Origin of the sequence: Streptomyces sp. NPDC014727, assembly GCF_043083485.1 — a bacterium.
In the GTDB taxonomy this organism is placed as follows: domain Bacteria; phylum Actinomycetota; class Actinomycetes; order Streptomycetales; family Streptomycetaceae; genus Streptomyces.
Genome location: NZ_JBIBYR010000001.1, coordinates 686,015 through 706,684, shown reverse-complemented (window position 1 = coordinate 706,684; position 20,670 = coordinate 686,015). Strand labels below are relative to the sequence as shown.

The following is a 20,670-nucleotide window of genomic DNA, read 5'->3' as shown; positions in this document are numbered from 1 at the left end:
GGAGGGCTCGGAGGCCGACTGCGCCGGAGTGCGCGCGAACATGGCCCAACGACCCGGCAGGGGCGCGGTAACCGCCTGTCAACGCGACGCCCCGGCCCGCAGCCGCCCCGCGATCCACCGCTCAGCCGATCACCCGCCCGTTCAGTACCACCCGTCGCGGCGCCGCCAGCACCCGTACATCCGCCCGCGGATCCTCGTCGTACACCACCAGGTCCGCCGGGGCGCCCTCCTCCAGCACCGGCCGCCCGAGCCACCGACGCGCGCCCCAGGTGGTCGCGGACAGCGCGTCCAGGGCCGGGATGCCCGCCTTCACCAGCTCGGCGACCTCGTCCGCCACCAGCCCGTGGGCGAGCACCCCGCCCGCGTCGGTTCCGACGAAGACCGGAATCCCGGCGTCGTACGCGGCGCGCACGGTGTCGTAGCGCCGCTCGTGCAGCCGCCGCATATGGGCCGACCAGCGGGGGAACTTGGCGTCGCCGTTCGCCGCGAGCGAGGGGAACGTGGCGATGTTCACCAGGGTCGGGACGATCGCGACACCGCGTTCGGCGAAGAGCGGAATGGTCTCCTCGGTGAGCCCGGTGGCGTGCTCGATGCAGTCGATCCCGGCCTCGACGAGATCGCGCAGCGAGTCCTCGGCGAAGCAGTGCGCGGTGACCCGGGCGCCGAGCCGGTGCGCCTCGGCGATGGCCGCCTCGACCGCCTCACGCGGCCAGAGGGCGGTCAGGTCACCCACCTCCCGGTCGATCCAGTCGCCGACCAGCTTCACCCAGCCGTCGCCCCGGCGCGCCTCCTGCGCGACGTACGCGACCAGTTCGTCGGGCTCGATCTCGTGGGCGTAGTTCCGGGTGTACCTGCGGGGCCTGGCGATGTGACGGCCGGCCCTGACGATCTTCGGCAGGTCCTCCCGGTCGTCGATCCACCGGGTGTCGGCCGGCGAACCCGCGTCCCGCAGCAGCAGCGCGCCCGCCTCCCGGTCGGCCAGGGCCTGCTTCTCGCTGGTGGCCGCGTCGACGGCGCCCTGGTGGTCGAGCCCGACGTGGCAGTGCGCGTCGACCAGGCCCGGCAGCGCCCAGCCGGTGACGGTCACCGCGTCGTCCGCGCCGGCCGGCCTCCCGTACGAGATCCGTCCGTCGACGGCCCAGAGCTCGTCCCGGACGTCCTCGGGACCGACGAGCACCCGCCCCTTCACGTGCAGCACCCGCGGTGCCGTGTGATCACTCATGAGCAGCACTGTACGAGGCGGCGTCCGGCCCCCTGGGTACGCTTCGACGGAAACCCCGTCCGTACGCGGCACCCGCGCCGCGCCGACCCGATCCGAAGAGAGCACCACCGTGACGCACCCCTTCCTCGACCTCGCCCCGCTCACCGCCGCGCACTTCGCGGCCATCGAGAAGCGGGTGGCCGGCCTCCTCGCCACCGAGCAGGACGTCGTCATCATGCAGGGCGAGGCGCTGCTCCCCCTCGAAGGCTGCATCCGGGGCGGCGCCCGGCCCGGCTCGACCGCGCTGAACATCGTCACCGGCCCGTACGGGCAGACCTTCGGGAACTGGCTGCGGGACTGCGGTGCCAATGTGGTCGATCTGGCGGTTCCGTTCCACACGGCGGTCACCGCCGACCAGGTCGCGCGGGCGCTGGCCGAGCACCCGGAGATCGACTTCGTCTCCCTGGTGCACGCCGAGGCGGCGACGGGCAACACCAATCCGGTCGGCGAGATCGGTGAGGTGGTCCGTTCGCACGGGGCCCTGTTCATGCTGGACGCCGTCGCCTCGGTGGGCGCCGAGCCGCTGCTGCCGGACGTGTGGGGCGTCGACCTCTGCGTGATCGGCGCGCAGAAGGCGATGGGCGGTCCGGCCGGGGTCTCGGCGGTGTCGGTGAGCGAACGGGCCTGGGAGCGGATCGCCGCCAACCCCGTGGCCCCGCGCCGCTCGTACCTCTCGCTCCTGGACTGGAAGGAGCGCTGGATCGACGGCGGCCGCAAGGCGCTGCTGCACGCCCCCGCCCAGCTGGAGATGCTGGCCCTGGAAGCCTGTGTGGAGCGGATCGAGGCCGAGGGCCTGGACGCGCTGATGGCCCGGCACGCCTCGGCCGCCGCGGCGACCCGGGCCGGCGCGGTGGCTCTCGGCGGCGGACTGTCGCCGTATGTGCACGAGGCGAAGGAGGCGGCCCCGGTCGCGACCACGCTGCGCGCCCCCGCGGGGGTCGACGCCGCGGAGCTGGTCGCGCGGGCGCTCGCGGCCGACCCGTCGCTGCCGCTGATCGCGGGTGGCGGGGCGCTGTCCAAGGAGATGATCCGGGTCAATCACTACGGTGGGGATGCGACGCGGGGCGCGGTGCGGTCCTCGCTCGCGGCTCTGGGGGCGGCGCTGGCCGATGCGGGCCGGCAGGTCGACTTCGAAGCTGCCCGCAAAGCAGTTTCGGAAACCTGGCCGAGCGAGTAAATCCACTCCTGGGCTCAATATTCCACAAATGCGGGGAGCTGCTTTATTCAGAGCAGCTCCCCGCATTCTTCTGCCCGCTTTCCCGATCCCTAAACACCCGAGTTTTCCGGCGTCCGACCTGGAACCGATCCACGCAATTCCGTTGCGCCATCCGAGAGTTACGACCTTGTGACCGACTCCACAACGCGACCGTTATGCCGGATAAATAGCCACCAAAACGGTAGAAAGCGCAGCCGGATCGCACCGGCGCACGCGCCCGCGTGATAACACGACGGATCGCCCAGCCCAACCCCTTGCGTCGATGCAATTTGAGAATTTGCTGGGTAAATTCAATTCGCATGACCGCCGCACCAGCAGATTTTGCACGTGCCCGAAGCGAATTTCTCACCATCGACACCCCACGAGTGGAGGACGGGGCCGCGATCTGGCGCATCGCCCGCGACTCCGAGGTCCTGGACCTCAACTCCTCGTACAGCTACCTGCTGTGGTGCCGCGACTTCGCGGAGACCTCCGTGGTCGCCCGCGACGAGACCGGCGAACCCATCGCCTTCGTGACGGGGTACCTCCGGCCGGACCGCCCCGAGACGCTCGTCGTCTGGCAGGTGGCCGTCGACCAGGACCGTCGCGGGACCGGACTGGCGGGAAAGCTGCTGGACGCACTGACCTCACGGGTCGCCGCCGCACAGGGACTGGCCTGGGTCGAGACGACCGTCACCCCGGACAACACCGCGTCGGACCGGCTGTTCACCTCCTACGCGCAGCGCCACGACGTCGCCCTGGAACGCGAAGTGCTCTTCGAGGGCGAACTGTTCCCCGAGGGAACGCATCTGCCGGAAGTGCTGTACCGCATCGGCCCGTTCCACACCTGAGCGCGTCCGCCCGCTCCGGCCGCTCCGTTCCCGAGCACCCCCGCACCGTCGTCCGTCACACCCCCCTCAAGCAGGAGATTCCCTGTGACCATCACCCCGCCCGCACTGAGTGTCTTCGAGACCCTGGAGTCGGAGGTACGGAGCTACTGCCGCGGCTGGCCCGCGGTGTTCGACCGTGCGCAGGGCTCCCGTCTGACCGACGAGGACGGCCACAGCTACCTGGACTTCTTCGCCGGCGCGGGCTCGCTCAACTACGGCCACAACAACCCCGTGCTGAAACGCGCGCTGATCGACTACATCGAGCGCGACGGCATCACCCACGGCCTCGACATGGCCACCACCGCCAAGCGCGCCTTCCTGGAGTCCTTCCAGAACAACGTGCTGCGCCCGCGCGACCTCCCGTACAAGGTGATGTTCCCCGGCCCGACCGGCACCAACGCCGTCGAAGCGGCGCTGAAGCTGGCCCGCAAGGTGAAGGGGCGCGAGTCGATCGTCTCGTTCACCAACGCCTTCCACGGCATGTCGCTGGGCTCGCTGGCCGTCACCGGCAACGCCTTCAAACGGGCCGGGGCGGGTATCCCGCTGGTGCACGGCACCCCGATGCCCTTCGACAACTACCTCGACGGCAGGGTGCCCGACTTCCTCTGGTTCGAACGGCTCCTGGAGGACCAGGGGTCCGGTCTCAACAAGCCCGCTGCCGTGATCGTCGAGACGGTGCAGGGCGAGGGCGGCATCAATGTGGCGCGCCCCGAGTGGCTGCGGGCGCTCGCCGATCTGTGCCACCGCCGGGACATGCTCCTGATCGTCGACGACATCCAGATGGGCTGCGGGCGCACGGGGGCGTTCTTCTCGTTCGAGGAGGCCGGTGTCACCCCCGACATCGTCACCCTGTCGAAGTCCATCAGCGGCTACGGACTGCCCATGTCGCTCTGCCTGTTCAAGCCGGAGCTGGACATCTGGGGACCGGGCGAGCACAACGGCACCTTCCGCGGCAACAACCCGGCGTTCGTCACGGCCGCCGCCGCGCTGGACGCCTACTGGGCGGACGGGCAGATGGAGAAGCAGACCCTGACCAGGGGCGAGCAGATCGAGCAGGCGCTGCTCGCGATCTGCGACGAACACGCCCGGCTGGGTGCGCGGTTCCGGGGCCGCGGCCTGGTCTGGGGCGTGGAGTTCACCGACACGTCGCGCGCCGCCGCCATCTGCGCCCGCGCCTTCGAGCTGGGTCTCCTGGTCGAGACCTCCGGTCCGCGGAGCGAGGTCGTGAAGCTGCTGCCGCCGCTGACCACCACTCCCGAGGAGCTGGACGAGGGCCTGCGGACCCTGGCCCGCGCGGTCCGCGAGACCACCTGACCACCTGTCCGGGCCCTCCCGTCCCGGACGGGTACGAACCACGAGCACCGCCACAGAGAGAAAGGCACCGACCCACCGTGATCGTCCGATCGTTCAGTGACATCGAGAACACCGACCGGCATGTGAAGGCCGCTTCCGGAACCTGGGAGAGCAAGCGCATCGTGCTCGCCCAGGAGAAGGTGGGCTTCTCGCTCCACGAGACCACGATGTACGCGGGCACCGAGACGTCGATGTGGTACGCGAACCACATCGAGGCCGTCCTGTGCGTCGAGGGCGAGGCCGAGCTCACCAATGACGAGACCGGCGAGAAGCACTGGATCACCCCCGGCACGATGTACCTGCTGGACGGCCATGAGCACCACACCATGCGGCCGAAGACCGACTTCCGCTGCGTCTGCGTCTTCAACCCTCCGGTCACCGGGCGGGAGGAGCACGACGAGAACGGTGTCTACCCGCTGCTGACCGAGGAGGGCTGAACCATGACCACCGATGTACGCGCCGATCTGTACCCCACACGCGGTGCGGCCGAGATGACCACTCCCCGCCAGGACCCGGTCATCTGGTCCGCGCCCGGCGCCCCGGGGCCGGTCTCCGTCAAGGACCTGCAGGGCTTCGAACGCGACGGGTTCCTCACCGTCGACGAACTGATCACGCCGGACGAGGTCGCCGTCTACCACGCGGAACTGGACCGGCTGATCGCCGATCCGGCGGTGCTGGCCGACGGACGCTCGATCGTGGAGCCGAAGTCGCAGAAGGTGCGGTCGGTCTTCGAGGTCCACCGGATCAGCGAGGTCTTCGCCCGGCTGGTCGGCGACGAGCGCGTGGTGGGCCGGGCCCGGCAGATCCTCGGCTCGGACGTGTACGTCCACCAGTCCCGGATCAACGTCAAGCCCGGCTTCGGTGCTTCGGGCTTCTACTGGCACTCGGACTTCGAGACCTGGCACGCCGAGGACGGTCTGCCGAACATGCGGGCGGTGTCCGTGTCGATCGCGCTGACCGAGAACCACGACACCAACGGCGGGCTGATGATCATGCCCGGTTCGCACAAGTCGTTCCTCGGCTGTGCGGGCGAGACACCGAAGGACAACTACAAGAAGTCCCTGAAGATGCAGGACGCCGGCACCCCGTCCGACGAGGCGCTGACGAAGCTGGCGGACCGGCACGGCATCAAGCTCTTCACGGGCAGGGCGGGTTCGGCGACCTGGTTCGACTGCAACTGCATGCACGGCTCGGGGGACAACATCACCCCCTACCCGCGCAGCAATGTCTTCATCGTCTTCAACAGCGTGGACAACGCCGCCGAGGAGCCGTTCGCGGCACCGGCGCGGCGCCCGGAGTTCATCGGGGCGCGGGACTTCACGCCGGTGAGGTGACGTACCGGGGAAACCTGGCCGGACAAGGGGGTGGGGCGGCATCCGTCGCCCCACCCCCTTCTTCGCGTGGGTGGACCGCGCTCGAAGTCGGTGGACCGGGACAGCCGTCAGCGGCGACAGTGGGTCCCATGACCTCACTGGTACGTCACATCACGATCGACTGCGCCGACGCCTACGCGCTCGGCGGTTTCTGGGCCGAGGTGCTCGGCACCGCGCTCTGCGACGATGACGCCCCCGGCGATCCCGAGGCGCTCGTCGAAGCCCCCGGCGCCGCGCTGCTGTTCATCTCGGTGCCGGAGCCCAAGGGCACCAAGAACCGTCTGCACCTGGACATACAGCCGCAGGACCGCACCCGCGACGAGGAGGTGGAGCGGCTGCTGGGCCTGGGCGCCACCCTCGTGGCCGACCACCGCAAGCCCGACGGTCGGGGCTGGGCGACGCTGGCCGACCCGGAGGGCAACGAGTTCTGCGTGGAGTGCAGCGCGGCGGAGCGGGCGTCGCTGACCGGAACCCGGCTGCCGGTCACCGCGGACGACGTGACCACCGCGGTCCGTCTCGCGGTCGACGCGCTCCGGGAGTCCCCGGTGGACGACTGGCTGGTCCCGGCCGGGTCGTTGGAGTGGAACTGCTGGGAGGCCGCGGAGCACCTGAGCGACGACCTCTTCTCCTACGCCACCCAGCTGGGCCCGCGACGGCCGGCGCTGGACACGTACGTGCCGTACCGCTGGGGCGCCACTCGCGAGGGCGGCCCGGCGAACGCGGTCTTCGCGGACCCGTCGGCCGGACCGGCCGGACTGCTCCGGACGCTGGAGGCGAGCGGCGCGCTGCTCGCGGCGATGGTACGGACGGCCTCACCGGAGGTCCGCTCGTACCACTCCTACGGGGTGTCCGACCCGGAGGGCTTCGCCGCCATGGGCATCGTGGAGACCCTGGTGCACACGCAGGACCTCGCCGCGAGCCTGGACATCGCCTGGGCACCGCCCGCCGGCCTCTGCGACCGGGTACTGGCCCGGCTGTTCCCGGACGCGCCGAAGGACGCCGACCGGTGGGCCGTCCTGCTCTGGGCCACCGGCCGCGGCGAACTGCCCGGCCATCCCCGGGTCACGTCGTGGAAGTGGCACAGCGCGCCGCTGGACGAGCCCGGCCAGGAGTGACGGGAGCCCGGGGCGGCCCGACCCGGTCGAAGGGCGCTGGTGCGCCTCCCGGCCTCAGGACCGATCGGCGTCCAGGGCCGGGTAGTCGATGTACCCCTTCGCGTCCCCGCCGAAGAAGGTCGACGGGTCCGGGGTGTTGAACGGGCCGCCGGCCTTCAGTCGGGCGGGCAGGTCCGGGTTGGCGATGAACAGGGCACCGTACGAGATGATGTCGGCGATCCCGTCGTCGATCACCGAGTGGTCGTCCGGCCCGGTCGGCCCGTCCGTCAGCGCGTTGAGAACGAACGTGCCGGAGAACTGCTTGCGCAGCGCGAGGGTCAGCTCGCGGATCTCCGCCGCCTCCAGGACGTGCAGATAGGCGAGGCCGAGCGGCTCGATCTCCCGCACCAGCGCGGTGTAGACGGAGTCCAGCACGGGCTCGTCGATGTCGTTGTACGTGTTTCCGGGCGAGATGCGCAGCCCGGTCCGCTCCGCGCCGATCTCGGCGGCGACGGCCTTGACCACCTCGACGGCGAACCGGATGCGGGCCTCCTCGGAGCCGCCCCACTCGTCGTCGCGCAGGTTGGTGTTGGGCGAGAGGAACTGGTGGATGAGGTAGCCGTTGGCGCCGTGCAGCTCGACCCCGTCGAAGCCGGCGTCGATCGCGTTGTGGGCGGCCGTCGCGTAGTCGGCGATGGTCTGCCGCACTTCGTCGCCGGTCAGTTCGCGCGGGGTGGTGAAGTCCTCCAGTCCCGCGCCGGTGTAGAGCTGACCGGCGGGCTTGACCGCGGAGGCGCTGACCGGGGTGAGTCCGTCCGGCAGCAGGACCGGGTGGCCGATCCGGCCCGCATGCATGAGCTGGGCGAAGATCCGGCCGCCCGCCGCGTGCACCGCGTCGGTGACCTTGCGCCAGGACGCGATCTGCTCCGCGCTGTGCAGTCCCGGGGTGTCGGGGTAGCCCTGCCCCACCACCGACGGCTGGATGCCCTCCGTGATGATCAGGCCCGCCGACGCGCGCTGGGCGTAGTACTCGACGACGAGATCCGTGGCGGTACCGCCCTCGCCGGCCCGGCTGCGGGTCATCGGAGCCATCGCTATGCGGTTGGTGAGCCGGGTGCCGGACAGGTCGATCGGGTCGAAAGCGGTGGTCATGAGAGCTCCCAGAGATTTATATGGTCGGCCAACTATTTTCCCCGTGTGTCACTGTAGCCCATTAATTGGCCGACCAAGGTAAAGTTGGCAGAAAGCGCCCGGATCCGCGCTTCCGGCCCGCCCCGCCCCGCCGGGAGCGCCGGCCCGGCACCAATCCGAGGAGTCCCGATGAAGGCCGATCCCGCCTGTACCGACCTGCCGAGCGCCGCCCTCGGCGGCCCTGTCAGCCATGCCGTCTCACGGGTCGCCCGGCTGCACCGGATCGCCGCGGGCAAGCTGCTCAAGGGGCTCGGGCTCTACCCCGGCCAGGAGTTCTTGATGATGTACCTGTGGGACGCGGGTGCGGTGCGCCAGTCCGAGCTGATCAAGGCCGTGGACCTCGACCCGTCCACCGTCACCAAGATGCTCCAACGCCTCGAACAGACCGGGCACGTCCGGCGCTCCCCCGACCCGGACGACCGACGGGCCGTCATGGTCGAGGCCACCGACGACAGCTGTGCGCTGCACACCGCCGTCGAGCGGGCCTGGACGAATCTGGAGGAGCACACCCTCGCCGGACTGGACGCGGCCGAGCGCGAGGAGTTGGCGCGGCTGCTCGGCAAGGTCGAGGCGAACCTCTGCCAGGAGACCGCGGACTGCCCCGAGCGCCGCTGATCCCCCGGCATCCGGGCGGGCTCAGCCCGCAAGCACGTCCAGGGCCCGGTCCACATCCGCCTCCGTGTTGTACAGGTGGAAGGCCGCGCGCAGACTGCCCGCCCGGTCCGAGACCACCACTCCGGCCCGCGCCAGCTCCGGCGCCCGCCCGCCGAGTCCGGGCACGGCGACGATCGCCGACTCCCCCGGCACCGCCTCGTGCCCGATTCCGGCCAGCCCCGCCCGCATGCGGGCCGCGAGACCGGTGGCGTGGGCACGGACTGCGTCGATCCCGACCTCGCCCAGCAGCGCGAGGGAACGCTCGGCACCGTGGTACGAGAGGAAGGCGGGCGGCTCGTCGTAGCGGCGGGCGCTCGGGGCGAGCCGCCCGACCGGGCCGTACGTGCTGTTCCAGGGGTCGTCGGAGGCGACCCACGCGGCGAAGACGGTCGGCAGGCTGCGCTGGGCCTCCTCGGTGACGGTGAGGAACGACGCGCCCCGCGGGCAGAGCAGGAACTTGAAGCCGCCGGTGACCGTGTAGTCGTACGCCCCGGCGTCCAGCGGAAGCCAGCCGGCCGACTGGGTGGCGTCGAGCAGTGTCCGGGCGCTGTGGGTGGCGGCCGCTTCGCGTACCGCGTCCAGATCGGCGATCCGGCCGTCGGCGGACTGCACGGAGGAGAAGGCGACCAGCGCGGTATCGGGCCGTACCGCCTCGGCCAGCCCGTCCAGCGGGACATAGCGCATCCTGAGATCGCCGCGCACCGCGAACGGACTGACGACGGAGCTGAACTCCCCCTCGGGCGCCACGACTTCGGCTCCCGGCGGCAGCGAGGCCGCGATCAGTCCGGCGTGCACGGAGACCGAGCTGCCGGTGGCGACCCGGTCGGCGTCGACTCCGGCGAGGCGGGCGAACCCGGCACGGGCGGCGTCCACCGCCTCGAAGTCACCGGAACCGTTCCTGCGCCCCGTGGCGAGCGCCCCGGCGAGCGCCCCGATCGCCGCCACCGTGCGCCGGGGCAGCAGCCCGCAGCTGGAGGTGTTGAGGTAGGTGGTCTCCGGTGCGAACTCGTCGTCCACCGCACGGCTGAGCGAAGTAGTCTCCATGAGCCCAGCCTGGAGCCCCCTTGATTCATCGTCAATTACCACGAATCAAGGGTTGCACCCAAGTAATGCTTATGCATGCGGCTCAGGACGGGCCGTCGGACGTCGCCCATCGGCGTACGGGCCGTGCGGGCACCGCCACCGCCCGCCCACGGTGCCGTGCGGGCAACCGCAACCGCCCGCTTGTCGGCCCGCTCGGGCGCCGCCGTCCCCGGCTCGGGCGCCATTGCCATCCGCCGGCGGGACCGCTCAGGCGCCGCTTCCCGTCTGCGGGACCTCACAGGCGCCGTCGGCGTCGCAGGCTGCGGCGTCGCCGCCGATCACGGTCAGCGGCCGGTCCTTCCACGCCTGTTCGAGCGCCTGGGCGAAGACCTCGGCGGGCTGGCCGCCGGAGATCCCGTACCGCCGGTCGAACACGAAGAACGGCACCGCGTTCGCCCCCAGCTCGGACGCCTCACGCTCATCGGCCCGCACCTCGGCGGCGTACGCCTCCGGGTCGGCGAGAACGGCGCGTGCCTCGTCGGCGTCGAGCCCGGCCTCGACGGCCAGCTCGACCAGCACGTCACCCTCGTAGACGGAACGCTCCTCGGCGAAGTTCGCCCGGTAGGCGAGGCCCAGCAGCTCGTCCTGACGGCCACGGGCCTTGGCGAGGTGGAGCAGCCGGTGGATGTCGAAGGTGTTGCCGTGGTCACGGCCCTCGGTGAGGTAGCCGAGCCCTTCGGCCTGCGCGTTGGCCGCGACGTTCGCCTCCATGGCCTGCGCCTCTTCACGGGTGCGCCCGTACTTCTGCGCCAGCATGTCGATCACCTGCGCGGTGTCGCCCTTGGCGCGCCCGGGGTCGAGCTCGAAGGACCGGTGCACGACCTCGACCTCGTCGCGGTGGGCGAACCCCGCCAGGCCCTTCTCGAAGCGGGCCTTGCCTATGTAGCACCAGGGGCAGGCGATGTCGCTCCAGATCTCGACGCGCATGTCTCTTCTTCTCTCCGTGTTCTCGTCACTACGGCCGGGGCAGCACTGAGCCACCCTCCGCTCCCGATGCACAACGCGGGAGCGGACTCCCTCATTCCCCGCCTGCGTGCGGTGGCTCCCCCGCCGGGGTGCTCCGGTCGTCGAGCTCGACGACCGGGCGGTCGGCGACCACGGCCACGATGACCAGCGGTGCGTCGCCGTCGCTCTGGTTGCGGCGGCTGCCCGTCCCAGCAGGTGGCTTCCACATCGATGACGTTCAGCAGGGCGGATCCGTGGCGCATGGGGCCGAGGGTAGGGATGCGCGCCCGGTTCTGCGATCCTGCCGCGATGCCCGGAGCATGTCAGATCGGCACACAGCGAGCTATGGACCAGGGCAGAGACGATCGCAGCCTGTGTCCGCGTCTGCTGTCCCAACTTGGCCACGATGTTGGATGTGTGCCTTCACCGTGCGTTCGGCGATCCCCAGTTCCCGAGCGGTGGCACGATGATGATCGGCACCGGCGTGCTGCTGCTGACCGGCGCCTGGGACCTCCTGGTGCAACAGGCGCAGACATGGTCCAGCGGCTTCTCCGTTGGAATCTGACCGGTTTCCCAGCCGAGCGTTTTGCGTGGGCGGCGGTTGAGCTGGTCGGCGACGGCGGCCAGGTGCTGAGGGCTGTGGACGGACAGGTTCGTGCCCCTGGGGAAGCACTGCCGAAGCAGGCGGTGCTGCTGGTGGAGACACGGCTGTACCCCGGGCCAGAGCGCTGATCCGAGGTACAGGGGGCTGGGTTGAAAAGCTGATCACCGGTGGTGAAACGGGCCTAGCCGTAGGCTAAGGGCCATCGGGGTGCCGCGCGGAGATCTCGGCCCAGACCGTCTTCCCGGACGGCGGGTACGCACGCACGCCCCAGTCCTCGGCGAGAGCGTCGACGATGATCAGCCCCCGGCCTCCTTCAACCGCTTCCCGGCGCTCGGCGGGGAGAAGCCGTTCGCCGCGCGGGTCGGTGACCTCGATCCGCAACTGCCCGGCCGGGAGGAGTGCGAGCCCGAGACGGAACCCCCGCCCGTCCAGCCGCCCGTGCGTGATCGCGTTCGCCGCCAGCTCGGCGACGACCAGCGCGGCCGCGTCGGTGCGCTCGCCGTCACGCGGCCATCCCCACGCCGCCAGTTGTTCCACGGCAAGCAGACGGGCGAGTCGGGCACCCCGGCGGGTGGCACTGAACAGCTGGGTGAACTGCGGCGCGCAGGGCGCCGGTTGCGGAATTTCGATCTCTACGGATTCGCTCGTCACGGCACTCAGCGTGGCTGAGCGACCGTACGCTGACCAGCGACGACAGCGGTACGTAGCGTGCGTGTACCGGTACTTACGGCGACCGGTACCGGTTGTCCCCCGTACCGGGGCGACGAACGCGGTCGGCCCCATGGAACGAAGGCGGGCAGCGATGGAGCTGGACGGTGCGATCGGTGACAACGACGACTCGGAGGAGGCCGCGGACCTGTTTCACGTGATCGGCAGCCAGCTCCGGCTGCTGCGCGAGCGGGCCGGGCTCACCCAGCGCGAGCTGGGCGACCGCCTCGGGTACAGCGAGGACCTGATCCGTTCGCTGGAACGGGGACGTAGGACTCCGCAGCCCGAATTCCTGGACGCGGCGGACGACTTGCTGGCGGCGGGCGGCCTGCTGCGGGCGGCGAAGAAGGAGGTGGCACGGGCGAAGGCGCGGGCCCGGGTGAAGCATCCGGCGTGGTTCACGGACTACGCGAAGCTGGAACGTCAGGCCGTCGAGGTGCACGAGTACGGCAGCCACGTCGTACCGGGCCTGCTCCAGACCGAGGCGCACGCACGGGCTCTCTTCGCCATGCGCAAGCCATTGTTGGACGAAGCAACGATCGAGCAGCGGATGACTGCGAGGCTCGCCCGCCAGGAGCTGTTGACCCGATGGCCTGCACCCATCGTGACCTGCATCATCGAGGAATCGGTCCTCCGCAGGCCGATTGGCGGTGCCGCAGTGCACAAGGCACAGCTGGAGCAGTTGATCGATCTCGGACAACTGAGAAGCCTGGAGCTCCAAGTCATGCCGACCATGCGTGAAGAGCACGCGGGCATGGGTGGTCCATTCATCCTGTTGACGCCGAACGGCCGCCCCCAGGTGGCATATCTGGAGGTCCAGAACATCAGCAGGCTGATCACCGATCCGGATGGAGTCCGTATCCTGGCCGCACGTTACGGCAGCATCAGAGCGCAGGCACCCACACCGTCCGAGTCCCTGACCGTCATCAAGGAGTTGCTGAGAGAAGCATGAATATCGAAGCCTCTACAGGCATCACAGAGCCCCTCACATGGATCAAGAGCAGCTACAGCTCCAACGAAGGGGGTGCGTGCGTCGAGGTAGCAGCCGCCGGACAGACGGTCCGCATCCGCGACTCCAAAGACACGACCCTCCCCCACCTGAAACTCGACCGCACCGGCTGGGCACACTTCGTGCGATACGCGGCCGGGGCCTGAACGTCGGGACCGCCCGGTGCCGGTCGCACGACGCCGGGCGTTCATCCGCGGGCCGTCGCCCGCCGACAGGAAAACCGGTGGTGGCCGGGCCCGTCCGTGGTGAAGATCGCGGCATGACCATCTTCCTGGAGACCGACCGGCTCATGCTGCGCGAGTTCACGGCGGCCGACACCGACCACCTGGTCGCGCTGGACAACGACCCCGAGGTCATGCGCTTCATCAACGGCGGCCGCCCCACCAGCCGTGAGGCCATCCAAGAGCGGACCCTGCCGCGGCTCCTGCTCGACCACCCCTGCTGGGGGGCCCGCGGCTACTGGGCCGCGCAGGACAGAGCCACCGGCACCTTCCTGGGCTGGTTCGAGTTCCGGCCGCTGCGGCAGGACAGCCCCGCTGTCGTCGAGCTCGGCTACCGGCTGAACCGGACGGCATGGGGGCGGGGCTGTGCCACCGAGGGATCCCGGGCCCTGATCCACAAGGGGTTCACGGAACTGGGGGTCGAGCGGGTCACGGCCAACACCATGGCCGTCAACGCCCGCTCCCGCCGCGTCATGGAGAAGTCGGGCCTGTCCTTCGTCCGGAACTTCACCGGGGACTGGCCGGACGCGATCGAGGGTTCCGAGCACGGCGAGGTCGAATACGAACTCACCCGGACCGCGTGGGAGAAGTCTCGCTAGTGCTGTGGCCGGAAAGGTTTGCCGGGAAGCTCGCGGCGTCCGGTGCACCGCAGCCATGGCCTGCACTTCCTGGCCCTGAGCGATGAAAACGGCCGCCTGATCCGGATCTCCGCCGCCCGGCCCGGACGCACCCACGACAACACCGCCGCCCGCCACGACCGCATCCTGGCCCATCTGCGCACCGCCGGTCTCGGGGCGTTGGCCGACCTCGGCTTCCGCGGCCTGGACAACGACATCCGCGACCCCGTGATCGTCACCGGCCATGCCGCCAGCCGCACCCACAAACTCACCGCCGGCCAGAAAGAAGCCAACCGTGTCCTCGCCGTCGGACGCGCACTGGTCGAGCATGGCTTCGCCCATCTCAAGAACTGGCGGATCCTCACCGAACTCCGTACCGATCCCGCCCGCGCCACCCACCTCCTGCACGCCCTGCTCGTCCTGACGAACCTCGAAGTCAACCGCTGACAGCCGCTCTGCTTCGCAGGCCGCCGCCCTCGACTTGATAGGCAAGCTATCACTTGCCTATTCTGTGGTCGTGGCCGACGACCTTTTCAAAGCCCTTGCCGACCCCACCCGCCGCACCATCCTCGACGAGCTCACGGAGAAGTCCGGACAGACACTGTTCGAGATCTGCTCGCGACTGAGCATGAAGCACCAGCTTGGCATCTCGCGTCAGGCGGTCTCCCAGCACCTCGCCCTGCTGGAGGCCGCCGGGCTCGTCGAGACCAGACGGGAGGGCCGCTACAAGTTCCACGACCTGAACACAGCCCCGCTGCGGCAGATAGCCGAGCGATGGCCCATGCCCGACCCATCTGGACCAGAGAAGAGCACTCCATGAAGATCCATCTGACCAGCGTCTTCGTCGACGACCAGGCCAAAGCCGAGCACTTCTACACCGAGATCCTCGGCTTCGTGAAGAAGCACGACGTCCCGCTGGGCGGCGAGGCCCGGTGGCTGACCGTCGTCGCGCCCGACGAGCCCGGCGGCACCGAGCTCCTCCTGGAGCCCGCCGACCACCCGGCCGTCAAGCCCTACCGCGACGCGCTCGTCAAGGACGGCATCCCGCTCGCCCAGTTCGCGGTCAACGACGTAGGGGCGGAGTACGAGCGCCTGCGCGGCCTCGGCGTCCGCTTCACCCAGGAGCCCCTGGAGGCGGGCCCCGTCACCACCGCCGTCTTCGACGACACCTGCGGCAACCTGATCCAGATCGCCACACCACCGCAGTAAGCCGTCGGCCTCGGCCGAGTGGCCGAGGCCGCGGTCCTGTCCTACTTGGGGGTCCAAAGGCCCAGGTCGTTCACCCGGAGCCCGCCGCCCGCTGCAGCGCCTTCGGGGAACCCAACATGCCGTGCGGCAGATAACCGGACCGGACGCCCAGCTCCCACCCGTGCACCTGGACGGCGAGGGCGGCCAGGGCAAGGGCGCCGAGCGGCAGAAGGGTCCTGGGGGCGGGATCGGGGCCCGCGCTCTCCCGGTGCTCGATGAGCCGGGCCACGAGCGCCTGCTCGAAGGCGTGCTGATCGTCGTCGAGGAGCACACGAAGGAGGCGCTGGTCCGGTGTCATGGGGCCGGCCGCGTCGAGTTGCCGGGCCGCCTCGGCGCGCCCGTCGGCGTCCGGCTTGCACAAGGTCACCGTGGGCCAGTCCCGGGGCAGGTGCCCGCGCGACTCGGTCAGGTAGCCGCACAGTGCGTCCATCGCCGCGAGGTCCGCCGGATCCGACGTCGAGGTCGGCTTCGCGTACGGCCCTCCCTCCCGGATCTCGGGAGCGTAGTCGTCCCGCAGCAGCAGGCCGATCACCCGCTGCCAGTCCCACACCAGGCCGCTGACCAGACACAGCTCGAACGTTTCGATCCATGTCCTGGCCGTAGGGGCGTGCTCGACAATGTCGCCGAAGGCGATGTCCTCGCTGCTGAGCCCCTCGTCGATGAGCGGGAAGACGATCTCCTGGTCACCGTCGGGGAAGCAGCCGATGCTCAGCACGCCCAGGGAGCACTCCGCCGCGGTCCGCAGCGCCGTGTGCGCCTGCTCGTCGAGCACCGGTTCCGCAACGGTGCGGGCGGCTATGTGGTCGAGGAGTTCGTCACGCATCTCCTGCAGCTTCTCCGGGGACGCGTCGTCGTAGCGCATCCCGTGCCACCGCCCCCGGGTCCGTCGGCGGATGTCGTCGAGCGCCTGCTCCATCCGCTCTCCGCCGACCTCATGGCGCGTCACTTCTTGCACAGCTGCCGTCCTCCCGTGATCTTTCCGGCTGGACGCGGCACGCTACCAGCGGGCTCGGACATCGCCCTGTTCCGGCCACGGGATCCGAGCGCCGGCAGGGGCATCAAGCCACTGGGAGAGGTCAGGCGTAACTGAGGATCAGCAATGCCGTCATGAACTGCGCCACGATGTGCAGGAGCAGCAGCCAGGCGCGTGCGTGGACGAACGGCAGCCACCTTCTCGGCCACGCGACCGCCGCGATGCCGAGCACGATCGCCGCCACGAAACCCCCGGGGATCCAGCTCTGGGGGACGTGGGCGCAGTCCACGCCGGATGTCACACAGCCGGACGCCCGGGTTGTGCTCAGCACGAAGAGGCCGGCACCGATCAGCACGGGCACGTGCAGGCACAGGGCGAACCAGGTGGCCGTGCGGATATTGCGGTCCGTGCGTTCATGGTCGGCAAATTCGGTGTCGGCCGTGCGGACCTTGGCGCAGGCGGGTGTGGTGTTCATGCGGACCACCCAACCCTCCGCGGACGCCGGAGGGTTGGGGGGCGGTACTCGCTTTCACTGAGTACGTGCGCTCACTCATCCGATGGTTCGACGGATGTTCGAGGGGACTCAGCTCCCGTCGCGCAGATCCTCAAGTCCCGTCGCACGGAACGCGATCCGGTCGAATGACGCCTCGCAGCCCTCGCCCGTCGGCGACTGGACCAGGAAGCCGACCGACGCCTCTGCCGCGCGCTGCGGCTCGCCGAGGGCGAAGACGCGGACAAAGGTCCACTTCTCGCCGTCGGCCGAGGCGTGGAAGGCGAACGCGTCGCCGGTGCGACTGAGGCGCAGCCAGCAGCTGTTGCCGTCCACAACGAAGGAGTTGACGTCGTCGGAGTGACCGCGGGTGACGACCGTGCAGACGGTGGGCAGGTCCGGGGAGAGCTCCAGGCAGATCTTGGCCCACTCCCGTTCCCCGACGTGGAGGTAGAGGACCCCCGCGTCGAAGGCCGCGGCGAAGTCGACCCTGACCCGGGCGAGCAACTGGAAGTCGCCCCGTGGTGCGGTGCCGAGGAGGCGGGGTGCGTCGCTCACGGAATCCAGGGCCTCGCCGCCGGGTGGTACGAACCGGTCCTGGCGGGCTCCGGCCCGGCCGGTCAGTATGCCGTTCTCGTACGTCCAGTCGCCTTCGGGACCGAACGGGCGCAGCTCAAAGGGGAGTTCGGAAAGGTGCGGGGTCATGCGCGACGGCCGTTCACTCGACGGGGCAGGTTCAGGGGGTTGTTCTCGCGGAGCTCCGGAGGGAGCAGGGCCTCGGGGGTGTTCTGGTAGGTGACCGGGCGCAGCCAGCGTTCGACGGCGGTGGCGCCGACCGAGGTGGACGTGGAGGTGGTGGCCGGGTAGGGGCCGCCGTGGTGCTGGGCGGGGGCGACGGCGACGCCGGTCGGCCAGCCGTTGACGAGGACCCGGCCGGCCAGGGGCGTGAGGGCCGCGAGAAGTCCGGGAGCGTCGGCGTCGGCGTCGTCCGTGGCGATCTGGAGGGTGGCGGTGAGGTTGCCGGGGAGGCGGGAGAGGACGGCGGTGATCTCGTCCTCGGATTCGTAGCGGGCGACGACCGTGACCGGCCCGAAGCACTCCTCCAGAAGCACGTCGTGCGGGCCCGGTGCGGCGAGGAGGCGCGCCGGCACGGTGAGGAATCCGGCCGAGACAGTGTGGTCGCCGCCCGAGCCGGGGGTGACCGGGGCCTCCACACCGGGGAGTTCGGCCCGCTCCCGTACCCCCGCGACGAAGGCGTCACGCATCCGGTGGTCGAGCAGCACCGCTGCCTCGGTGTCGCTGACGGCATCGGTCAGCGACTTCAGCAGCCGGTCGCCCCTCTCGCCCGCCGGGGCCAGGACGAAGCCGGGCTTGGTGCAGAACTGGCCCGCCCCCATGGTCATCGAGCCGGCGAGCCCGGCGCCGATCTGCTCGCCGCGTTCGGCGGCTGCCGCCTCGGTGACGACGACGGGGTTGAGGGAGCCCAGCTCACCGTGGAAGGGGATCGGTGCCGGGCGGGCCGCCGCCGCGTCGAACAGGGCACGGCCGCCGCGTACGGAGCCGGTGAAACCGGCGGCGGCGACGATCGGGTGCTTGATCAGTTCGACGCCTGCCTCGAAGCCGTGCACCAGGATCAGCACGTCCTCGGGCAGGCCGACCTGCGCCGCCGCCCGGCGCAGGAGGGAGGCGCACAGTTCGGAGGTGGCGGGGTGGTCGGGGTGCGCCTTGACGACGACCGGACAGCCGGCCGCCAGTGCGCTGGCGGTGTCGCCGCCGGGGACGGAGAAGGCGAGCGGGAAGTTGCTGGCCGCGTACACGGCGACGACGCCGAGCGGGATCTTGTAGCGGCGCAGGTCGGGCCAGGGCGGGGTGCGGGTGGCGTCCTCGTGGTCGATGTGGATGTCGAGGAAGGCGCCCTCGTCGACGACCTCCGCGAAGGCCCTCAACTGGGCTGCGGTGCGGGCGAGTTCGCCGGTGAGCCGGGCCGGTCCGAGCGCGGTCTCCGCGTCGGCGGCCTCGATGACGTGCTCCCCGGCCCCGGTGAGCAGATCGGCCGCGGCGCGCAGGAACGCGGCGCGCTGGGCGCGGTCGGCGAGCGATTCGCGTACCGCGTGGGAGGCCCGGACCGCGCGGTCGACCTCCTCGGCTGTAGCCTCCACCGCAACCTGCTCGCGCGGGTTCCCGGTGCGAGGGTCGACGCTCCAGACTGGTGCTGCTGCCACCGTGATTCCTTCCGCTCCGCTGCCACACATCAGAAGTTGTTCGGTATTCTGAACAGAGTTCCCGATCGTGAATATGGGGCGACTCTATTTCCGGGCGTTCAGTGTTGGCAAGAAGTCACTGAGGTCAAGAATTCGCAGGGTTTCGTAAGTGGGCTGGAAGGGGCGTAGGGCGATGTCGGCTGCCGAGTCTGGTGGGGCACAGGTCAAATCCGCCGTGCGGACGGTGGAACTGCTCGAATACTTCGCCGGACGGCCCGGCATGCATTCGCTCGCGGCGGTGCAGGAGGCCGTCGGCTACCCGAAGTCGAGCCTCTACATGCTGCTGCGCACGCTGGTCGAGCTGGGCTGGGTGGAGACCGACGCGACGGGCACACGGTACGGGATCGGCGTACGCGCCCTGCTGGTCGGCACCTCGTACATCGACGGCGACGAGGTCGTCGCGGCCTCCCGCCCGACCCTGGACCGGCTCTCCGACGACACGACGGAGACCATCCACCTGGCCCGCCTCGACGGCACGAACGTGGTGTACCTCGCCACCCGGCAGTCCCAGCACTATCTGCGTCCCTTCACCCGCGTCGGCCGCCGGCTGCCCGCCCACTCCACCTCGCTCGGCAAGGCGCTCCTGGCCACCCACAGCGACGAGCAGGTCCGCAAGATGCTCCCGGAGACCCTGCCCGCGCTGACCGAACACACCATCACCGACCGCGAGAAGCTCATCGAGGAGCTGCACCTCATCCGCGAGCAGGGATACGCGGTGGACCGCGAGGAGAACACCCTCGGTCTGCGCTGCTTCGGCGTGGCCATCCCGTACCGCACCCCCGCCCGCGACGCCATCAGCTGCTCGGTGCCGGTGGCCCGGCTCACGCCCGCGCACGAGCAGATGGTGAAGGACGCGCTGTTCGACGCGCGGGACCGGCTGACGCTGGCCACCCGGAGGCTCTGAATCATGCGAGTGACGCTCCGCGAGGTGTGCGACGGGGATCTGCCGCTGTTCTTCGCCTTCATGTCCGACCCGGAGTCGGTCAGTACGGCGGCCTTCACCAGCGAGGACCCCACCGACCGGCATGCGTTCGACGCCCACTGGCGCAGGATCCTGGCCGACGGGTCCGTCGTGATACGGACGGTGGTCGCGGACGGCGTCGTGGTCGGCAACGCCGGGGTGTACGGACCGCCGGGCGACCGCCAGGTCACCTACTGGATCGACCGGGCGCACTGGGGCCGCGGGCTAGCGACGGCCGCGCTGCGCGCGCTGCTCGACGCGGTACCGGACCGCCCGCTGCACGCACGGGCCGCGGCCGACAACACCGGTTCGCGCCGAGTGCTGGAGAAGTGCGGGTTCGCCGTCACGGGAAAGGACCGGGGCTTCGCACACGCCCGCGGCGAACTGACGGACGAACTGCTCTTCACGCTGGGCTGACAGCCGGGGGGGGGGGGCGGGCCCCCCCCCCCGCGGGGGCGGGGGGGGGGGGGGGCGGCGGCGCGGCGGGGGGGGGGGGGGCGGGGGGGGGGTGGGGAACCCCAACCACCCCCCCCCCCCCC

General features: G+C 70.5%; 25 protein-coding genes and 2 pseudogenes. 16 read left to right on the top strand and 11 right to left on the bottom strand.

Annotated features, from left to right (window positions below):
• Nucleotides 1–121: 121 nt before the first annotated feature.
• Nucleotides 122–1,198, bottom strand: a complete 1,077-nt coding sequence (locus ACF1B9_RS03250; RefSeq protein WP_391740092.1) for an amidohydrolase family protein — start codon at nt 1,196–1,198, stop codon at nt 122–124.
• Nucleotides 1,199–1,331: 133 nt separating this feature from the next.
• On the opposite strand from ACF1B9_RS03250, the gene ACF1B9_RS03245 reads away from it, so the two are divergent.
• From ACF1B9_RS03245 to ACF1B9_RS03220, 6 genes are all read left to right on the top strand, one after another.
• Nucleotides 1,332–2,438 (top strand): pyridoxal-phosphate-dependent aminotransferase family protein, encoded by a 1,107-nt coding sequence (locus ACF1B9_RS03245; protein ID WP_391739823.1) that lies wholly within the window; start codon nt 1,332–1,334, stop codon nt 2,436–2,438.
• 338 nt (nt 2,439–2,776) lie between these two features.
• Nucleotides 2,777–3,307 carry a diaminobutyrate acetyltransferase gene (ectA, locus tag ACF1B9_RS03240; RefSeq protein ID WP_391739824.1) on the top strand — a complete coding sequence of 177 codons (531 nt, stop codon included), beginning with the start codon at nt 2,777–2,779 and terminating at the stop codon, nt 3,305–3,307.
• An 84-nt stretch (nt 3,308–3,391) separates the two neighbouring features.
• A complete protein-coding gene (ectB, locus tag ACF1B9_RS03235) occupies nt 3,392–4,660 on the top strand; it encodes a diaminobutyrate--2-oxoglutarate transaminase (RefSeq protein ID WP_391739825.1) in 1,269 nt (422 codons plus the stop codon).
• A gap of 77 nt (nt 4,661–4,737) precedes the next feature.
• On the top strand, nt 4,738–5,136 hold the full coding sequence (locus ACF1B9_RS03230; RefSeq protein ID WP_351078947.1) for an ectoine synthase: 399 nt from the start codon (nt 4,738–4,740) through the stop codon (nt 5,134–5,136).
• Nucleotides 5,137–5,139: 3 nt separating this feature from the next.
• Complete coding sequence (gene thpD / locus ACF1B9_RS03225; protein WP_391739826.1) at nt 5,140–6,033, top strand: ectoine hydroxylase; 894 nt, start codon at nt 5,140–5,142, stop codon at nt 6,031–6,033.
• Between the two features lie 128 nt (nt 6,034–6,161).
• The gene (locus ACF1B9_RS03220; RefSeq protein ID WP_391739827.1) at nt 6,162–7,187 is read left to right on the top strand and encodes a VOC family protein; all 1,026 of its coding nucleotides are present in this window, start codon (nt 6,162–6,164) and stop codon (nt 7,185–7,187) included.
• Between the two features lie 54 nt (nt 7,188–7,241).
• On the opposite strand, the gene ACF1B9_RS03215 is transcribed toward ACF1B9_RS03220, so the two are convergent.
• Nucleotides 7,242–8,318: an alkene reductase gene (locus tag ACF1B9_RS03215; protein ID WP_391739828.1), complete on the bottom strand. Its 1,077-nt coding sequence runs from the start codon at nt 8,316–8,318 to the stop codon at nt 7,242–7,244.
• A gap of 168 nt (nt 8,319–8,486) precedes the next feature.
• Between ACF1B9_RS03215 and ACF1B9_RS03210 the strand changes: the two genes are divergently transcribed.
• Nucleotides 8,487–8,972, top strand: a complete 486-nt coding sequence (locus ACF1B9_RS03210; protein WP_391739829.1) for a MarR family winged helix-turn-helix transcriptional regulator — start codon at nt 8,487–8,489, stop codon at nt 8,970–8,972.
• A 21-nt stretch (nt 8,973–8,993) separates the two neighbouring features.
• Here the strand turns inward: ACF1B9_RS03210 and ACF1B9_RS03205 are convergent, their stop codons facing one another.
• The 3 genes from ACF1B9_RS03205 to ACF1B9_RS03195 all read right to left on the bottom strand — a co-directional run bounded on the left by ACF1B9_RS03205 (nt 8,994) and on the right by ACF1B9_RS03195 (nt 11,268).
• Entirely contained in the window at nt 8,994–10,055 is a 1,062-nt protein-coding gene (locus ACF1B9_RS03205) for an aminotransferase class V-fold PLP-dependent enzyme (RefSeq protein WP_391739830.1), read from the bottom strand.
• Nucleotides 10,056–10,301: 246 nt separating this feature from the next.
• The gene (locus ACF1B9_RS03200; protein WP_391739831.1) at nt 10,302–11,021 is read right to left on the bottom strand and encodes a DsbA family oxidoreductase; all 720 of its coding nucleotides are present in this window, start codon (nt 11,019–11,021) and stop codon (nt 10,302–10,304) included.
• A gap of 91 nt (nt 11,022–11,112) precedes the next feature.
• On the bottom strand, nt 11,113–11,268 hold the full coding sequence (locus ACF1B9_RS03195; protein WP_391739832.1) for a hypothetical protein: 156 nt from the start codon (nt 11,266–11,268) through the stop codon (nt 11,113–11,115).
• Between the two features lie 228 nt (nt 11,269–11,496).
• Here ACF1B9_RS03195 and ACF1B9_RS03190 point away from each other — a divergent pair.
• Nucleotides 11,497–11,604: pseudogene (locus ACF1B9_RS03190) on the top strand (cytochrome c biogenesis protein CcdA); the annotation flags it as partial.
• Nucleotides 11,605–11,606: 2 nt separating this feature from the next.
• On the opposite strand, the pseudogene ACF1B9_RS03185 reads toward ACF1B9_RS03190, so the two are convergent.
• Together ACF1B9_RS03185 and ACF1B9_RS03180 are read right to left on the bottom strand one after the other, a co-directional pair.
• Nucleotides 11,607–11,723 (bottom strand): annotated as a pseudogene (locus ACF1B9_RS03185) (IS30 family transposase); the annotation flags it as partial.
• 112 nt (nt 11,724–11,835) lie between these two features.
• On the bottom strand, nt 11,836–12,294 hold the full coding sequence (locus tag ACF1B9_RS03180) for an ATP-binding protein (RefSeq protein WP_391739833.1): 459 nt from the start codon (nt 12,292–12,294) through the stop codon (nt 11,836–11,838).
• Between the two features lie 151 nt (nt 12,295–12,445).
• Between ACF1B9_RS03180 and ACF1B9_RS03175 the strand changes: the two genes are divergently transcribed.
• The 6 genes from ACF1B9_RS03175 (at nt 12,446) to ACF1B9_RS03150 (ending at nt 15,407) form a co-directional block, all read left to right on the top strand.
• Complete coding sequence (locus tag ACF1B9_RS03175; RefSeq protein WP_391739834.1) at nt 12,446–13,303, top strand: Scr1 family TA system antitoxin-like transcriptional regulator; 858 nt, start codon at nt 12,446–12,448, stop codon at nt 13,301–13,303.
• The gene (locus ACF1B9_RS03170; RefSeq protein ID WP_391739835.1) at nt 13,300–13,506 is read left to right on the top strand and encodes a DUF397 domain-containing protein; all 207 of its coding nucleotides are present in this window, start codon (nt 13,300–13,302) and stop codon (nt 13,504–13,506) included. Before ACF1B9_RS03175 ends, ACF1B9_RS03170 begins: the two co-directional genes overlap by 4 nt.
• 113 nt (nt 13,507–13,619) lie before the next feature.
• Nucleotides 13,620–14,180 (top strand): GNAT family N-acetyltransferase, encoded by a 561-nt coding sequence (locus tag ACF1B9_RS03165; protein WP_391739836.1) that lies wholly within the window; start codon nt 13,620–13,622, stop codon nt 14,178–14,180.
• A 42-nt stretch (nt 14,181–14,222) separates the two neighbouring features.
• A complete protein-coding gene (locus ACF1B9_RS03160; RefSeq protein ID WP_391739837.1) occupies nt 14,223–14,645 on the top strand; it encodes a transposase family protein in 423 nt (140 codons plus the stop codon).
• Between the two features lie 70 nt (nt 14,646–14,715).
• Nucleotides 14,716–15,018, top strand: a complete 303-nt coding sequence (locus ACF1B9_RS03155; protein ID WP_391739838.1) for an ArsR/SmtB family transcription factor — start codon at nt 14,716–14,718, stop codon at nt 15,016–15,018.
• Complete coding sequence (locus tag ACF1B9_RS03150; protein ID WP_391739839.1) at nt 15,015–15,407, top strand: VOC family protein; 393 nt, start codon at nt 15,015–15,017, stop codon at nt 15,405–15,407. The genes ACF1B9_RS03155 and ACF1B9_RS03150 overlap by 4 nt, the downstream gene beginning before the upstream one ends.
• A 70-nt stretch (nt 15,408–15,477) precedes the next feature.
• Here ACF1B9_RS03150 and ACF1B9_RS03145 read toward each other — a convergent pair whose 3' ends face one another.
• The 4 genes from ACF1B9_RS03145 to ACF1B9_RS03130 all read right to left on the bottom strand — a co-directional run bounded on the left by ACF1B9_RS03145 (nt 15,478) and on the right by ACF1B9_RS03130 (nt 19,131).
• Complete coding sequence (locus ACF1B9_RS03145; protein WP_391739840.1) at nt 15,478–16,401, bottom strand: immunity 49 family protein; 924 nt, start codon at nt 16,399–16,401, stop codon at nt 15,478–15,480.
• Between the two features lie 121 nt (nt 16,402–16,522).
• Nucleotides 16,523–16,894: a hypothetical protein gene (locus tag ACF1B9_RS03140; protein WP_391739841.1), complete on the bottom strand. Its 372-nt coding sequence runs from the start codon at nt 16,892–16,894 to the stop codon at nt 16,523–16,525.
• A 108-nt stretch (nt 16,895–17,002) separates the two neighbouring features.
• Nucleotides 17,003–17,614 carry a DUF1349 domain-containing protein gene (locus ACF1B9_RS03135; RefSeq protein WP_391739842.1) on the bottom strand — a complete coding sequence of 204 codons (612 nt, stop codon included), beginning with the start codon at nt 17,612–17,614 and terminating at the stop codon, nt 17,003–17,005.
• On the bottom strand, nt 17,611–19,131 hold the full coding sequence (locus ACF1B9_RS03130; protein ID WP_391739843.1) for an aldehyde dehydrogenase (NADP(+)): 1,521 nt from the start codon (nt 19,129–19,131) through the stop codon (nt 17,611–17,613). The genes ACF1B9_RS03135 and ACF1B9_RS03130 overlap by 4 nt, the downstream gene beginning before the upstream one ends.
• Before the next feature lie 172 nt (nt 19,132–19,303).
• Between ACF1B9_RS03130 and ACF1B9_RS03125 the strand changes: the two genes are divergently transcribed.
• Together ACF1B9_RS03125 and ACF1B9_RS03120 are read left to right on the top strand one after the other, a co-directional pair.
• A complete protein-coding gene (locus tag ACF1B9_RS03125) occupies nt 19,304–20,074 on the top strand; it encodes an IclR family transcriptional regulator (RefSeq protein ID WP_351078905.1) in 771 nt (256 codons plus the stop codon).
• Nucleotides 20,075–20,077: 3 nt separating this feature from the next.
• Nucleotides 20,078–20,548: a GNAT family N-acetyltransferase gene (locus ACF1B9_RS03120; RefSeq protein ID WP_391739844.1), complete on the top strand. Its 471-nt coding sequence runs from the start codon at nt 20,078–20,080 to the stop codon at nt 20,546–20,548.
• The last annotated feature ends 122 nt before the right edge of the window (nt 20,549–20,670 follow it).

Coding starts and splice junctions, on each gene's coding strand:
- ACF1B9_RS03220 (WP_391739827.1), top strand. CDS start 6,162: ATGACCTCACTGGTACGTCACATCACGATCGACTGCGCCGACGCCTAC.
- ACF1B9_RS03205 (WP_391739830.1), bottom strand. CDS start 10,055: ATGGAGACTACTTCGCTCAGCCGTGCGGTGGACGACGAGTTCGCACCG.
- ACF1B9_RS03150 (WP_391739839.1), top strand. CDS start 15,015: ATGAAGATCCATCTGACCAGCGTCTTCGTCGACGACCAGGCCAAAGCC.
- ACF1B9_RS03210 (WP_391739829.1), top strand. CDS start 8,487: ATGAAGGCCGATCCCGCCTGTACCGACCTGCCGAGCGCCGCCCTCGGC.
- ACF1B9_RS03195 (WP_391739832.1), bottom strand. CDS start 11,268: ATGTGGAAGCCACCTGCTGGGACGGGCAGCCGCCGCAACCAGAGCGAC.
- ACF1B9_RS03125 (WP_351078905.1), top strand. CDS start 19,304: ATGTCGGCTGCCGAGTCTGGTGGGGCACAGGTCAAATCCGCCGTGCGG.
- ACF1B9_RS03170 (WP_391739835.1), top strand. CDS start 13,300: ATGAATATCGAAGCCTCTACAGGCATCACAGAGCCCCTCACATGGATC.
- thpD (WP_391739826.1), top strand. CDS start 5,140: ATGACCACCGATGTACGCGCCGATCTGTACCCCACACGCGGTGCGGCC.
- ectA (WP_391739824.1), top strand. CDS start 2,777: ATGACCGCCGCACCAGCAGATTTTGCACGTGCCCGAAGCGAATTTCTC.
- ACF1B9_RS03140 (WP_391739841.1), bottom strand. CDS start 16,894: ATGAACACCACACCCGCCTGCGCCAAGGTCCGCACGGCCGACACCGAA.
- ACF1B9_RS03135 (WP_391739842.1), bottom strand. CDS start 17,614: ATGACCCCGCACCTTTCCGAACTCCCCTTTGAGCTGCGCCCGTTCGGT.
- ACF1B9_RS03175 (WP_391739834.1), top strand. CDS start 12,446: ATGGAGCTGGACGGTGCGATCGGTGACAACGACGACTCGGAGGAGGCC.
- ACF1B9_RS03200 (WP_391739831.1), bottom strand. CDS start 11,021: ATGCGCGTCGAGATCTGGAGCGACATCGCCTGCCCCTGGTGCTACATA.
- ACF1B9_RS03165 (WP_391739836.1), top strand. CDS start 13,620: ATGACCATCTTCCTGGAGACCGACCGGCTCATGCTGCGCGAGTTCACG.
- ACF1B9_RS03120 (WP_391739844.1), top strand. CDS start 20,078: ATGCGAGTGACGCTCCGCGAGGTGTGCGACGGGGATCTGCCGCTGTTC.
- ACF1B9_RS03215 (WP_391739828.1), bottom strand. CDS start 8,318: ATGACCACCGCTTTCGACCCGATCGACCTGTCCGGCACCCGGCTCACC.